Annotated in this window: 19 protein-coding genes and 1 pseudogene; 13 read left to right on the top strand and 7 right to left on the bottom strand. The window is 27.8% G+C overall.

Features of this window, described 5'->3' with window-relative positions; genetic code table 11:
* The first annotated feature begins 84 nt into the window (after positions 1 to 84).
* Together NSA58_RS07565 and NSA58_RS07560 are read left to right on the top strand one after the other, a co-directional pair.
* Positions 85 to 1041 carry a sulfide/dihydroorotate dehydrogenase-like FAD/NAD-binding protein gene (locus NSA58_RS07565; RefSeq protein ID WP_074079284.1) on the top strand — a complete coding sequence of 319 codons (957 nt, stop codon included), beginning with the start codon at positions 85 to 87 and terminating at the stop codon, positions 1039 to 1041.
* A gap of 16 nt (positions 1042 to 1057) precedes the next feature.
* A pseudogene (locus tag NSA58_RS07560) lies at positions 1058 to 1753 on the top strand (FAD-dependent oxidoreductase); the annotation flags it as partial.
* Between the two features lie 146 nt (positions 1754 to 1899).
* On the opposite strand, the gene NSA58_RS07555 reads toward NSA58_RS07560, so the two are convergent.
* From NSA58_RS07555 to NSA58_RS07530, 6 genes are all read right to left on the bottom strand, one after another.
* Complete coding sequence (locus NSA58_RS07555; RefSeq protein ID WP_257560349.1) at positions 1900 to 3486, bottom strand: recombinase family protein; 1587 nt, start codon at positions 3484 to 3486, stop codon at positions 1900 to 1902.
* A 359-nt stretch (positions 3487 to 3845) separates the two neighbouring features.
* Positions 3846 to 4811: a hypothetical protein gene (locus NSA58_RS07550; protein ID WP_257560348.1), complete on the bottom strand. Its 966-nt coding sequence runs from the start codon at positions 4809 to 4811 to the stop codon at positions 3846 to 3848.
* A gap of 81 nt (positions 4812 to 4892) precedes the next feature.
* Positions 4893 to 5546 (bottom strand): hypothetical protein, encoded by a 654-nt coding sequence (locus tag NSA58_RS07545; protein WP_257560347.1) that lies wholly within the window; start codon positions 5544 to 5546, stop codon positions 4893 to 4895.
* 377 nt (positions 5547 to 5923) lie between these two features.
* On the bottom strand, positions 5924 to 6433 hold the full coding sequence (locus NSA58_RS07540) for a hypothetical protein (protein ID WP_257560346.1): 510 nt from the start codon (positions 6431 to 6433) through the stop codon (positions 5924 to 5926).
* Between the two features lie 21 nt (positions 6434 to 6454).
* Positions 6455 to 7501 carry an SAP domain-containing protein gene (locus NSA58_RS07535; RefSeq protein WP_074079291.1) on the bottom strand — a complete coding sequence of 349 codons (1047 nt, stop codon included), beginning with the start codon at positions 7499 to 7501 and terminating at the stop codon, positions 6455 to 6457.
* Positions 7502 to 7523: 22 nt separating this feature from the next.
* Positions 7524 to 7871 (bottom strand): helix-turn-helix domain-containing protein, encoded by a 348-nt coding sequence (locus NSA58_RS07530; RefSeq protein WP_257560345.1) that lies wholly within the window; start codon positions 7869 to 7871, stop codon positions 7524 to 7526.
* A gap of 172 nt (positions 7872 to 8043) precedes the next feature.
* On the opposite strand from NSA58_RS07530, the gene NSA58_RS07525 reads away from it, so the two are divergent.
* From NSA58_RS07525 to NSA58_RS07510, 4 genes are read left to right on the top strand one after another with little or no spacing between them, the layout of a single operon-like run.
* Positions 8044 to 8247 carry a helix-turn-helix domain-containing protein gene (locus tag NSA58_RS07525; protein ID WP_257560344.1) on the top strand — a complete coding sequence of 68 codons (204 nt, stop codon included), beginning with the start codon at positions 8044 to 8046 and terminating at the stop codon, positions 8245 to 8247.
* 41 nt (positions 8248 to 8288) lie between these two features.
* Positions 8289 to 9080 (top strand): ORF6C domain-containing protein, encoded by a 792-nt coding sequence (locus NSA58_RS07520; RefSeq protein WP_257560343.1) that lies wholly within the window; start codon positions 8289 to 8291, stop codon positions 9078 to 9080.
* Between the two features lie 13 nt (positions 9081 to 9093).
* Positions 9094 to 9594: a helix-turn-helix domain-containing protein gene (locus NSA58_RS07515; RefSeq protein WP_257560342.1), complete on the top strand. Its 501-nt coding sequence runs from the start codon at positions 9094 to 9096 to the stop codon at positions 9592 to 9594.
* 11 nt (positions 9595 to 9605) lie between these two features.
* On the top strand, positions 9606 to 9794 hold the full coding sequence (locus NSA58_RS07510; RefSeq protein ID WP_074079295.1) for a hypothetical protein: 189 nt from the start codon (positions 9606 to 9608) through the stop codon (positions 9792 to 9794).
* A 27-nt stretch (positions 9795 to 9821) separates the two neighbouring features.
* Here NSA58_RS07510 and NSA58_RS07505 read toward each other — a convergent pair whose 3' ends face one another.
* Complete coding sequence (locus tag NSA58_RS07505) at positions 9822 to 10034, bottom strand: hypothetical protein (RefSeq protein ID WP_074079296.1); 213 nt, start codon at positions 10032 to 10034, stop codon at positions 9822 to 9824.
* A gap of 70 nt (positions 10035 to 10104) precedes the next feature.
* On the opposite strand from NSA58_RS07505, the gene NSA58_RS07500 reads away from it, so the two are divergent.
* The 7 genes from NSA58_RS07500 (at position 10105) to NSA58_RS07470 (ending at position 13567) form a co-directional block, all read left to right on the top strand.
* A complete protein-coding gene (locus NSA58_RS07500) occupies positions 10105 to 10299 on the top strand; it encodes a helix-turn-helix domain-containing protein (RefSeq protein WP_074079297.1) in 195 nt (64 codons plus the stop codon).
* A 55-nt stretch (positions 10300 to 10354) separates the two neighbouring features.
* A complete protein-coding gene (locus tag NSA58_RS07495) occupies positions 10355 to 10519 on the top strand; it encodes a hypothetical protein (protein WP_257560341.1) in 165 nt (54 codons plus the stop codon).
* Positions 10520 to 10655: 136 nt separating this feature from the next.
* Positions 10656 to 10979: a hypothetical protein gene (locus NSA58_RS07490; protein WP_257560340.1), complete on the top strand. Its 324-nt coding sequence runs from the start codon at positions 10656 to 10658 to the stop codon at positions 10977 to 10979.
* Positions 10972 to 11277 carry a hypothetical protein gene (locus tag NSA58_RS07485; RefSeq protein WP_257560339.1) on the top strand — a complete coding sequence of 102 codons (306 nt, stop codon included), beginning with the start codon at positions 10972 to 10974 and terminating at the stop codon, positions 11275 to 11277. Before NSA58_RS07490 ends, NSA58_RS07485 begins: the two co-directional genes overlap by 8 nt.
* A gap of 74 nt (positions 11278 to 11351) precedes the next feature.
* Entirely contained in the window at positions 11352 to 11840 is a 489-nt protein-coding gene (locus tag NSA58_RS07480; protein ID WP_257560338.1) for a siphovirus Gp157 family protein, read from the top strand.
* Between the two features lie 12 nt (positions 11841 to 11852).
* On the top strand, positions 11853 to 12539 hold the full coding sequence (locus NSA58_RS07475; RefSeq protein ID WP_257560337.1) for an ERF family protein: 687 nt from the start codon (positions 11853 to 11855) through the stop codon (positions 12537 to 12539).
* 68 nt (positions 12540 to 12607) lie between these two features.
* On the top strand, positions 12608 to 13567 hold the full coding sequence (locus NSA58_RS07470; RefSeq protein ID WP_257560336.1) for a cyclic nucleotide-binding domain-containing protein: 960 nt from the start codon (positions 12608 to 12610) through the stop codon (positions 13565 to 13567).
* Positions 13568 to 13757: the final 190 nt, after the last annotated feature.

Raw genomic sequence — 13757 nt, 5'->3', positions numbered from 1 at the left:
CTTCTTTTTTTCTGTCACTCATTTTTATTTAATTAATAAATTAGTATTATAGCTTAAAATATCATTTTAAGGAAGTGGACAAAAATGGAGAGACAAAATAATCAATTTTGTGCTGATGCAGGTGGAAAATATTGCCCATGTCATCTTGCTCACAGTGGAGATTGCATCAAATGTTCTTTAATTAGGGGTGAAAAGACTTGTGAGTGTAAATGGCAGGGGGTTTGTATTTACAATGAACTTGAACACAATAAAATAGTACCAGTAGAAGAAAGACATGAAGTACTTTGCAAAATAATAGAAAGCAAAAAAATAGAAAATAATATTTATCTATTGAAAATTAAGATACCTAGTTTCTTAATAAAAGATTTATTCGAGCCAGGTTCTTATGTATTTTTGAAAGATAAGAATAGAGATAGCGGATTTTTTAATGCACCTATTTCTGTAATGGATGTAGATGAAGAAAATAATATTTTGGAAGTTGTAGTAGTTCCAAGAGGAATAAAAACAAAGCCTTTAGTAAATTGTGATGAATTAATTGTAAAGGCTCCTTATTTTAATGGGATTTTTGGACTAAAAGAAATAAAATCAAATCAGTTCGACAAATGCCTTGTAGTGTTAGATGGCTTATCTCAAGTGAATTCATTAAAAGTTATAAAAAGACTAATTAGAAATGACAATGAAGTGGAAGTATTCATAAATGAAAAAGGTAAAAGACTAGAAGTTATGGAAGAAAAAATAAAAGACATGGGAGTAAATATTCAGCTTTTCAATTTAGATGATAAAAAAGAAATTTTAATAAATTATATAAGAAATAACAATATTAGTTTTGTTTATAGTTGTGGATTAATATATTTTAATAAGTCTATTTTACAATTAGTAGATAGCATTGATGATAGTATAAAATTTGCAATCCCAAATAATAATTTAATTTGTTGCGGAGAAGGAATATGTGGAGCCTGCACTATGAGATTAAATAATTGCAGAATAAAGACTTGTAAAGCTCAGATGAATGGAAGAGAATTTCTAAGTAATCTTAAATAATCTAGGGGGGATTTAAATGGCAAAAGTTGTAGTAATAGGTGGTGGCTGGGCTGGTTGTGCAGCTGCAATAAGTGCATCAAAAGCTGGAGCACAAGTAGTCATTTTGGAAAAAACAGATTTATTGATAGGACTAGGTAATGTTGGTGGAATAATGAGAAATAACGGAAGATATACTGCATGTGAAGAGGCAATTTGCTTAGGTGCAAGTGAATTGTTTACTTTAACAGACGAAAATGCAACTCATAAAAACGTAAATTTTCCAGGGCATGATCATGCCACAGTATATAATGTTTTGAAAATTGAACCACAAGTAAGAAAGCTTATAAAAGACATGGGTATTGAAGTTAGAATAATGAGTAGGGTTGTGGACGTGGACTGTGACGGTGACATATTAAAGGCCGTAATATTGGAAGATGGAGAAAGAGTAGAGGGAGATAGTTTTGTAGATACAACAGGATCTTCAGGTCCTATGGGTAATTGTACTAAGTATGGAAATGGATGTGCAATGTGTGTACTAAGATGTCCTTCTTTCGGAGGAAGGGTAAGTGTTACAGCAAGATGTGGCGTAAATGACATGATAGGTGAAAGAGCTAATGGTGATTTTGGGGCATTTAGTGGTTCGATGAAATTATTAAAAGAAAGCTTAAGTGAAGAGATACAAAAAGAGTTAAAAGACAATGGTTTTGCAGTTATACCTTTACCAGTAGAACTTAGAAATGAAAAGAAACTTGATATAAAAGTTTGTCAGCAATATGCTCTTCATGAATTTGCGGAAAACATCATACTTCTTGACACTGGTCATGCAAGGTTTATAGTATTGCGACATATCATTCAAAATAGGTGTAGAGTCATTGGACCCTACACTTTTTTTTTACTTCCCCAGAAATCAATCTCAATTTCTGTTGTATCACCGTTCCAACGAATTTCATCAATAAGCATAGACAATAAAGCTTTTTTAGTTTTTATTTCTTCTATGCTATTAAAGTTATCTTTAAATTTATCTAGTGTATTAATTACCAATTCATAATTATTATTTTCTAAAGTTGCATCTTCTACAGTGCAAGCGACTTCATTCACTTGTAGTTGTAACTCTTTTATTTCCCTTGAGAGAGCATTTATCTTGTCAGCTAATATATCAGTTACATCACTATCAAACAGAGCCATATTTTCAATTAATTTATCAAGTTGTTTTTTCTTATTATTTATTTCTGTATTAATTTTATTTATTTTTTCTTTGTCATCTTCTATGATTTTACTATTACTATTTAATCCATTTAAGAATTTACTTGTATCTACAGTCATTATATTATCAAGTACAGCTTTATCGAAATCTGGACCACTTGCAGTAGGATTGTCACAAAGAGCATTTTTAGATTGTACTCTTCTAGTACAAGTATAATAGTGCTTATTATTTCTACCATAAGTTATTCTCATAGGAGAACCACACTTCGCACACCTTACTAGACCAGAAAAAAGACCTTTACTTGAAGTGCCTAGTCTAAATGTTTTACTCTTTTCTCTATTCTTATCTAGTAATCTTTGTGCTAATAGCCAGTCATTAGGTTCAATGATTCCTTTGTGCTTAGATACAGCAGCAATCCATTCTTCTTTATCTCTTTTGTTAAACTTACTATCTCTTTTATTATATGTAAGTATTCCATATCCATCTTTTCGTCCAAAAACTTGTATGTCTATACTTCTTAAATAGTCTAAAACATCGTCATTAGATTTTACATAAACAGGGTTAGTTATAATTTTAGATACAGCAGAAGCAGATAATAATTTACCTCTTTTACCACATAAACGATTTTGTTGAAGAAAAACTGTTGCTTGATGTATAGATCCTAACTCTAAAAACTTTCTATAAATAGTTTTTACAAGTTCAATTTCCTCTTTATTAACTTTTAATTTACTCATTTTTCTTTCTTTCATCTCTTCATCAATATAAACCATTGCTTCAGAGTCAAATCCAAGAGGAGGTGTACCACCTAACCATCTACCATGCTTAGCAAGTTCTATCATATTATCTCTAACGCGTTCAGCTATAGTTTCTCTTTCTAATTGAGCAAATACAGAAGAAATATACATCATAGCTCTTCCCATAGGAGTTGATGTATCAAACTGTTCCTTAATACTTACGAAAGATATTTTCAAGTCATTAAGTTCTTCTATAAGAGTAGAGAAGTCACTAACATTACGAGAAATTCTGTCTAATCTATAGCATATAAGACAGTCAAATTTCTTTTCTCTAGCATCTTTTAGGAGTTCTTGGAACTTAGGTCGGTTAATATTTCCGCCACTAAAGCCTTCATCTTCATATATTTCTATACTATTTTCCCCTGGATAATGCAAATTAACATATTCCTTACATAGTTGTATTTGGTTTTCTATAGAGTCACCTTTACCAGTAAAAACCGACTTTCTAGAATAAATTGCAATCCTCATATTATAAAACCACCTTTCATGATAATTATATCATGCTAAAAAAATAGTTAAAATGAATATTCAATGCATTTATTAATTTTGTACTTAAAAATATTTACTATAGTGCCATATAAGTAAAACATAGTAATTTAAGTAGATTGGGAAGTTATAATTTTAGATAAAAAACTAAATACAAGGCTTCAAACAAAGAAAAACAGTACTTTTTAATGAGTACTGTTTTATTTTTGATTCGTAATATATCAAAATTGTGAAATACATTATGATTTAATGTTTAATACTATTTCTTTTCTATTTTTAGTTGCTAAGTCTATTTTATTTAACATTTCATATTTTTCTTTATTTACTACTATTTTTATTTTTTATTCCATTTCACAATCACATAAAACTTCGCCATGATTTACTCTACCACAGTTTGGACATGTCCATGAATCATTAGATGATTCTTCTTGTCTATTATGCATTATTCTGTTATAACATCCTTCACACAATACTTCACCATCTAATTTATAACCTTCATTCTCTTTTATTGGATCACTACAATTTCCACAAGTATATTGCTTTTTATCTTGAGATTTGTTATAACATGATCTACACAAATAACATTTATCACCAACAGTTATTTCTTTACCATATGGTATTTCTTTTTTACATTCTTCACAATATTTATTATTACATCCACAATGATAACTTCTACCATTGAATGTCATCTTATCAACTGGATAATACTTACCACAATCATAACATATAGCTGTTTTTGATTCTTTTTTATCTTTACTTTCTTTTTTCTCGTCTTTCTTTTCTTTCTCAACAACTATACCTAATTTTTCTTTATATTCTTTTTTGTAGTTGTCATAATGTTCTTTAGATGATATTATAATTTCTGTGAATTTTTTATAACTAGAATATTTATCGTCTTCTAGATATACTATCTCTTGTTGTAATCCGTCTCTCATTAATTTAAGAGCTTTTTGCATTTCATTTAAAGCTTTATATTCTATACTGTCCTCAGTCCATATTTCTTTATCTAGATATGTTTTTATATTCTTACTTAATTCTATGGCTTTCTCACTTAGCTCATCAATTAATTTAAGCGTGTCGAAACTTTGATCTTCTAATTCTTGTAACGTTTTAGCAATCTCATCATATAATTCTTCAGATGTTGTCAATAAGTCCTTTACTGTTTCTCTTTCCTTATCCATATCATTTTTAATTACTTCGGTATTACTATTTTGTGTTGTTGTAGTTGTACTACTACATCCTGTCGCAAACATTATACTTGTTCCTATAACCATTATCATTCCTAAAGTTTTTAATTGTTTTTTCATTTTATTTTACCTCCAAATATTTTTTTATTATTTTTATTTTTTATATTCAAAGGATTTATATAAATCCTTTGAAATCTTTTATTATCTATATTTTTTTGTTGTTATTTCTTCTGTTAGATACTCAAATTCTACAGACTCTATATAGTTACCTTCTGAATCATAAACGTTTACACGTCTTACACTTCCATTATCTCCAGATGGTTCTGAATAATAATCTTCTGGATAATTTTCCGCAACGTAGTCTTCTAATATTTGACGTGCTTCATCTAAAGTTATACCTTCATCGCCATCTACAGCAAATTCATCTAAAGTTTCTTCATAAACGTTATTAATATCATTTTTTATTTGCTTATCTTCAAGATGTTGCATATCACTTAATATTTCAGCTTCTATTAATAGATTAAGAGAATCGTCGTTTATTTCACTTTCTTTAACATCTATTGGGTTATTTTCATTAATGAATAATTCTTCTCTAACTACCCCATTAATTTCATTTGTCATAGTTACAACATATTCTTCTTCAGACATTTCTTGCATATATTTATTAAGATATGCTTCTCCGAAATCTATTTCTTTTCCTAAGCTACTAACAACTTCTGTTAACATTGCGTTTACTTCATCTTCTCTTGAAGTAATATTACTTGTTCCACTTTCTGTGCTTGAACATCCTACCATTGTCATCAATGTAGTTCCTAACACTAATCCCATTCCTAAAGTTTTTAATTGTTTTTTCATTTTTAATTACCCCCAAAAGCTTTTTAATTTTATATTTTTATTTTAGGATCATATAAATAATTAATGGAAAAAGGCTTTATGGTTAAACCATTTAGAACCTTTTAAGCGCTATTGATGTTCTCCTTATTGATTTCTTCTATTGATGACACACCAAGCTTTCCTATAGTATTCTAATCTTCTTTTGTTAAGTTTTCTTTTTTAAACATATCAATTATTTTATCAAAGGATTTTGAGTAAGTTATATAGTATAAATCGGTACAATTATTTTCTTCAAATAATTTAAGCAAATTAGTTTTTTATTGCTATCATAATTTTTAAATGCTACATATATATCCTTTTTCTCCGTCATATTTGAAAAATTACTACACCCTAAAATCCTATAACTCTTTATACAGATAAATATTAGGCAGATTAGTGAGTATAACCTTATAACTACCTAACTGAATATAGCCCAGACTACTTTTTCTAGCTAAGTACTCAAATTTATCTCTTACTATATGTTCATTAACATTTAGAAATTCTGATATTTCATAAAATGAATTGCATCCATGTTCTAAAGCTTTAGCTAGTTCTTTATTTGTGATTATATAATTAGTACTCCAATCAGTAGCTTGCTTTTCACATTTAAGTATATTTAATTTGTCTCTATATGTAGAAGCATTACAAATACTATCGCCTACACTTGTGAAATGGTGACCTAACTCTTCTCCTAATATCTCAATATGTCTAGATTTATTTTGCTTTAGTCTATTTAAAAGAAAAATAGCAGGACCAATATCTTTAATATTTACATACAAACCTTCCAATTGATAAGGAAGAGAATCGTCATAGTGTAATATAATGTTTTCATCAGAGACAATTTGTAAAAGTTTTTCTAACTTGTCCATATTCCCTCCCTAATAATATATTTATTTTTCATTAAAAACTTTTTTAGATTTTAAATTAGCATATTTCTTATATCTATCAAAATCAACAGTTTTGCCTTCGAGTATATCATTTATTATCTGTATAAAAGTATCCTTTTCAAAATAGCGGAAAGGGAGTTTTATATTAAATGCTTCATCAACATAATTTAGATTAAAATAATCTTTTGTATTGAAAAGAGATTTAGCTATACCAGGAGGAAAAATCATATCTTTATAATTATATATATGATTGGAGTTACATACTCCACTAAGATCCATGTATGAGACATAAATTAGATATCTAAACTGCTCGTCAAATAAACCTAAATCTTTCATTATAATACTTTTATTATGAAATGTATTTCTTAGTAGCCCATAAGATTTTTTTTCTTCAAATAAATGTATTCTAGCATCTAAAATTTTAATCATAACTTTATAAAAGTCAGGTGAATTGCTATTAAATGTACTGCGACATCTATCAAATTCAATAGGTCCTATACAGAAATTTCTATAACTATAAAGAGTTACATAATAGTTATATTTATTTATGTAATCTAATCCTTTTTGAGTAAGTTCATAAACATTATCATTTAAATAAGGCTTTAGATTTTCTATATTAACCTCTGAAATTATCCTTGATATGAGTTCTGTTTTTTTACCTGATAACTTAAGATTATTTTCACGTAGTATTTCTTTTAAATCAGCAGCTTTATATGTCTCTAAGACTGATTCTAAAGATCCCTTCTGTAAATATCCATTTTTTATAAAATCTTTATATTTTTTAATAGGATTTTTTATATCTAAATCATAAGAAATAAATTTAGAATAATGATCAAAAGAATCCTTTAGTAATTTTGTACGATTAATCCAATCTAAAAATACAACATTGCTGAAATGAGTATTAGAATTTGTATACTTTTCTTTCCATGTGACGTAATTTGAATCTAAATAAAATCCAGAATACGTATCGCACTCACCATTAGTTACAAATTCAGTAGAATTAAAATCTTTTTTTACAGGTTTAACTTTTAAGAAGTCAAATATTCCCATAATATTCCCACCTTTTTATTTTTTATCTTTTATCTTTCAGATATTTTAATCTCATTAAGTCAATATAGTTATTTATTTCATCAATTGCATCATCTGGAAGCTGTTCAATATCCCCAAGTCTATGAGCAGCTATAGTTGTAGCATTATTAATTTCTTTTTTAGGATTTTTCTCGTCTGTAAGTCCTAAAATATAGTCAGTAGAGACATCAAATATTTTAGAAAAAATTATTAATTCATCATCTCTAACAGGTCTTTCACCTGATTCAATTCTGTTCATAACACTTGTATTTATTTTAGCTTTTTCTGATAATTGTTTTTGTGACATATCAAGCTTTTCTCTAAGATACTTAATTCTTCCACCTATATTCATAAAATTCACCTCTCAAATCATATTTTTCTATTATAGAAATATAGTAGCATGTTTTTCTGTTATAGAAATATAAAATTTCTAAAATAAAAATAAAAAACTTGTTGAATTTCTAAAATAGAAATGGTACTATATAAATATAGAATTTCTAAAATAGAAATGAGGTGACATAAAGATGAAAAGAATAGACTATGATTTTATAAAAAACAGAAGGGAATCAAAAGGGTTATCTATGCAGTATGTTGCACAAGAGCTTGGATTTAAGAATGCTTCAACATATTTTAAATATGAAATAGGTGAATATTTAATGAAAGCAGATATGTTGCCTAAGCTATCACAATTATTTGAGTGCAAAATAGAAAATTTTTTTACAGATTAAATTTCTGTTTTAGAAATTGTTTAATATAGGAGGGTTAATAAATGAATAGTAGTTTATATCAAAGTTTTAAAGTAATTGAAAGTAATCAAGAAGCAACAATGACAAGTTTAGAAGTAGTTAAATTGATAAACAAATTTAGATTAGAGGAAGGTAATGAGATAGTTAAAAAACATGATGACATGTTAAAAAGCATAAGAAGAGAAATTAAGGTATTAGAAAATGTAGGAATAAAAGGAAACGGAAATTTTTCCGAGTCAACATATGTTAATAGTCAAAATAAAATCCAACCATGTTACAAGATGAACAAAGCTGGAATAATGCAGATGTTAAATAAAGAAAGTGCATTAGTTAGACATAAAACACAAGAGTACATAGAAGCACTTGAAAATAAATTGAAACAACAAGTTAAACCATTAAGTCCTATGGAGCTATTGGAATTACAATTCAAAGCAATAAAAGAACAGGAACATAAGATAGAAGAAGTAAAAAATGAGTTTGAAGATTTTAAAGGAGATATACCTCTTTTCCAAGTGGAATGTAAAGAATTACAAGCACTTGTTAGAAAGATAGGAACTAAAGCATTAGGTGGATATAAGACTCCAGCATATAATGATAATTCTTTGAGAGGTAAGGTTTATTCAGATATTCAAAATCAAATTAAAAGAGAATTTGATGTAAATAGATATGAAGCAATAAAAAGATGTCAGTTTGATAGTGCTATGGAGATAGTTAGTAATTATAGATTACCTTATGCACTTGAACAGGATATAAAACTTAAAAATATGCAATTACATTTAGTTGCAGATAACGTTAGAGAAATAACTTTTAATTAGGAGGTAATTTAATATGAGATTTTATAGAGATAGTATTTTAGAAAGAATAGGATATGACTTTTATTGCGATATAGCAATAAACATTGTTGATAGAAGAAAAACGTTGGGATTAACACAAGAACAACTAGCTAAAAAAGCAGGAATAAAACTAAGTAGATTAAGTAATATCGAGAGTGTTAAGTACCGTATAAGACTTGATGAAGTTGAAAACTTAGCAAAAGCATTAGATGTAACTGTTAATAATTTAATCAATGTAAAATTAGATAGTCAAGTTGGGGATTGTTTATACCTAGTATATCTAGAAGGACATGAGGATTTTAAATTATATCAAAAAGCAACTAGTAAGAGAATGGCTTTCTTAAAACTTGAAAAACATTTGAATGATGATGGATTAACATGGTTTAGTACTCCAAGAACTAGGGTTTTGGTTAAGTTAGTAGGCGTACCTGTAACAAAACAAGAATTACAAGATAAGTTACCTAAATTTAAAGAAGAGCAAAGAATTGAAAAGTAGGAGGAAGAGGTATGGAAAATAATTCAAGAGTGTATTCAAGTAAAGAAGAAAGGATCTCTATAGAAAAAAGAAATTCAGAGTTAGTTAACTTAGTTTTGGACTTTGCAATAAAGAACAGTATGTCGACACAAGAGATAGATTTTTGTATAGAAGAGGTAAAGAAAGTTTTTTATAAAGATGGATTAATATCAATAGGTTAAAGTGGTTTTTAACCTATTGATATATGATTAACCTCTATGGCATGACTTAGAACACCAATAACAACCATCAAATGATTTAAGAGGATATTGTGATTGAGCTCTTTGCAGAGCCTCATTACAGTTAGAACAATAACCAATATATGTTCTATTTAATACAGAAGGTAAATAAGCACAATCTTCAGTATGAATTTCATGTCTACCATTAGTATCTACATTATTATTGAAATAATAGTGTTTCAAAGTTTCATTTCCTTTCTAGATGATATTTGGAAAATATTCCATATAACAATTATATCAAAAGGAGTAAAAAATGGAAATAAATGACAAAATAAAAAGATTATTGAAAGAAAGAAATATAAGCATACATAAGTTAGCAAAAGAAGCGAATATACCAGTAAGTAACATATATAAAATTACACAGGGTAAGAATTTAAATCCAGGAGTTTATACAGTAAAAGCTATAGCTAATCATCTTGGAATTACAATAGATGAACTAGTTAAATAAGATTTAGAATAGGACAAATTTTTATAAACATAAGTATTTATATGGGGGTGAGGTGATGGCTAAAAAGAAAATCACTGTAATTTGTAATTATCCTACACCGGAAAATATGGATAAGTTTCAAGATATTATGTGCAATGAGTTGGCAAAAGCAATTATAGCCAGTAAGCCAGTTGAATATGTTGAAGCTTTAAAGAAAGAACTTGAGAAGAGCTTAAATTAGGGGGAGAAGATATGGATTTAAAAATAGTTGATATAAAAAGCATAACACTTGAACAGTGTGAGTATTTTAAGACTTTAGGTCTATATTTCATTATACATGATGGAAAGTTAAAAGGTTTTACTAGATAGGTAGAGATATGAAATTAACTAAAGAAAAGTTATGGGAACTAAAAGAAATGTATGAAAATCCTTTTAATGATGTAAAGGATATAGCAAATAAATTTAACATGGATGTTCAGCAACTTTATAACTTTGTACACAGAAAAGGATTTGTAATAGGTACATTACAAGAATATGGTTATCAAAAATGTAGTACCTGCAAAAAGATACTAGAAGCTAATTCAGAGAACTTTTATGTAAATAAAAATTATAAAAATGGTTTTGGATATGAATGTAAACCATGTGCAAGAAAAAGAAGAATGAAAAAATATTATACGAACAAGGGTGAGAAAAATGAGTAACTGGATAGTAGAAAAAATTATAAAAAACAAGTTAGCTAAAATTGAAAGTAAGAAAGAGTTCATAAAAATGTGTGAACTTGAAAGAGAAAACTATTTAGATTGGCTTAATACAGCAGATACGTATGAAGCTAAAAATAATGAGTATTGGAGAGCTGCAAAGGTAATGGCAGAAGTTCAATTGAAAGAGTATCAAGATGAATTAAAAGAGATAAATGATATGTTACAAGATGATACAAAGGAATATGACATTTTATATGAAGCTATGAATGATAACATACCTTATCTTGGAGTTATATAAAAAAAGGACCTTTGCACAGGTCCAATTAAAAAATATTGATAATTAATTATAACATAAAATTAGGGGGAATTGTAATGAATTCATTATATGAGTTAACAAGTGACTTAAAAGAGTTACAAGAAATAGATTTTATGGAAGCAGAAGCAGAGCAAATAGAAGAAATAAAAGCAATAATAGAAGAACAGATAAAAACAAAAGGTACTGGAATAATTCTAGTAGTTAGAAATTTAGAATCAGATATAGAGGTAATTAAAGCAGAGATAAAAAGATTGCAAGATTTAAAAAAATCAAAAGAAAACAAGGTTGAGAATTTAAAGAAATACACAAAAGAGTGTTTAGAAGAAGCTGATATAAAGAAAATTAGTACAAGCTTAGGAAATATAAGTTTAAGAAAGTTGCCTGGATCAGTGGAAGTTTTAGCAGAAGATAGTATTCCAAAAGAATATAAAAAAGAAGCTATAACAATAACAATAGATAAAAAAGCAATATTAGCAGAATTAAAAGAAGGTGTAGTAATTCCAGGAGTTACTTTAAAGACAGGGACAAGCTTAACTATAAAATAGAGGTGATAGAAAATGAGTGATAAATTAAACATTCATCAAAAATTAGTAGAAGTTAAAAAAGGAATTACTGGATTTAGTAAAGATACCAAAGCTGGTAGCGGTAACTATATTGGATATGAATATGTTAGTGGTTCACAAGTATTAAGAGCTATAAAAGGGAAAATGGACGAGTTAGGAGTGCTATTAATACCAGAAGTTGATTATGAAACTATGAAGTGGGAGAAGCACAATTATAAAACTAAAAATGGTGCTGAGAAAACTGATTTTATAATAACTATGAAAATGAATTATACATGGATAAATGCAGAAAATCCACAAGATAAAATAACTGTTCCATGGGTTTGTATAGGACAACAAACTGATGATATAGCTAAAGCAGTAGGAACTGCGATGACGTACAATGAAAGATATTTTTTACTGAAGTTTTTAGGGCTTCCAACTGATGAAGATGATGCTGATGCAAAACCTTTAAATAAAGATAATATAACTAATTTAAGTACGGATAATAAATGGACTAATCCAAAACTAACAGATAATCAAATTAAAAGACTCTATGCGATAGCTTACAAAAAAGGAATTGGAGCAGATAAAGTAAAAGAACAAGTACTTAAAAAGTTTAATAAAGAAGTTAGTGGCTTAACTAAAACAGAATATGACAAAGTATGTGAAGGTTACGAAAAAATACAAATAGCAAATTAACAAAAGTAGGGCAGAGTTAATTCTCTTCCTTAAGAAATAAATATATACAACAGAGGGAGTTGAGTTAAGTGGCTAAATACAGATATATATATCTTGATTTTTGGAAGGATCCAAAGGTTACAGAAGAAATGAGTGCAGAGGATAGATACGCAATGTTATATCTTCTAAGTAATCCATACACTACTCAAATAGGTATTTATGCAGTAACCAAAAGACAGATAGCTTTTGATTTAGGATACAGTACAGAATCAGTTTCAGCGATATTAGAGAGATTTGAAAAATTGCATAAATTAATTAAGTATAATGCTGATACAAGAGAAATAGCAATAAGAAACTGGGGGAAGTACAACTTAATTAAAGGTGGCAAACCTATTTTAGATTGTATAAATAGCGAATTACCAAAAGTTAAAGATAAAAGCCTTATAAAATATGTAGCTGAAGGTATACCAAATGAAACTATAAAAGAAACATTTTTACGATACGTTGACGATACGCCAACGATAGGTGGACAAAAAGAAAACAAAAAACAAAATAAAAATGAAAACAAAAATAAAAATAACAACACTATAGAAAATGATGTGGTTGTTGTTGATAAGATAAAATCTTATTTTGATTTATCAGAAGAAGAAGTTTTAAAAATACATAATGCTTTTAAAGAAACTAATAAAGATTTAGATTACTTAGAAGAAAAATTAATAATTACTAAAAATACAGATTGTAAAAGTATTGTAGGTTTTCTTATAAAAGCAATTCAAGAAGATTATAAACCACATAAAAATAATGTAAGTGCGTTTATACCTAAAGTTAGGACAAGATTTCATAACATAAATAGTAGGATAGATAAGTATAGTCCTGATGAACTTGAAAGGATAGTAAAAGAAAATCAAGATAGTAAGTTTAAAAGGACTACAATTTATGACACTTATTTAAGAGCTATTGAACATGGTTTAGATTCTCTTAGTGGAGAACCAGTCAAGAAAATGGTTATAGATTATGCAAGAGAAAATAATTTAGAAATACCAAGTTAAAGCTTTAAAAATATAAGGGGTTACCCTACAAGTCTTGTGGGGTAATTTCAACAGCTAAGGGGAAAACAAAATGTATAACAGCGTTGGAATAAATAAACATAAAATTTTGAATGCAGCAGCACAAGAAGATCCTACATATGAAAACTATTTAAGATTAGCAGAATGGATTAAAGAAATATCAGAAAAAATT

Origin of the sequence: Terrisporobacter muris (assembly GCF_024621905.1) — a bacterium.
GTDB lineage: Bacteria > Bacillota > Clostridia > Peptostreptococcales > Peptostreptococcaceae > Terrisporobacter > Terrisporobacter muris.
The sequence above is the reverse complement of the archived record's forward strand: the minus strand, read 5'-3'. Positions and strand labels throughout refer to the sequence as shown.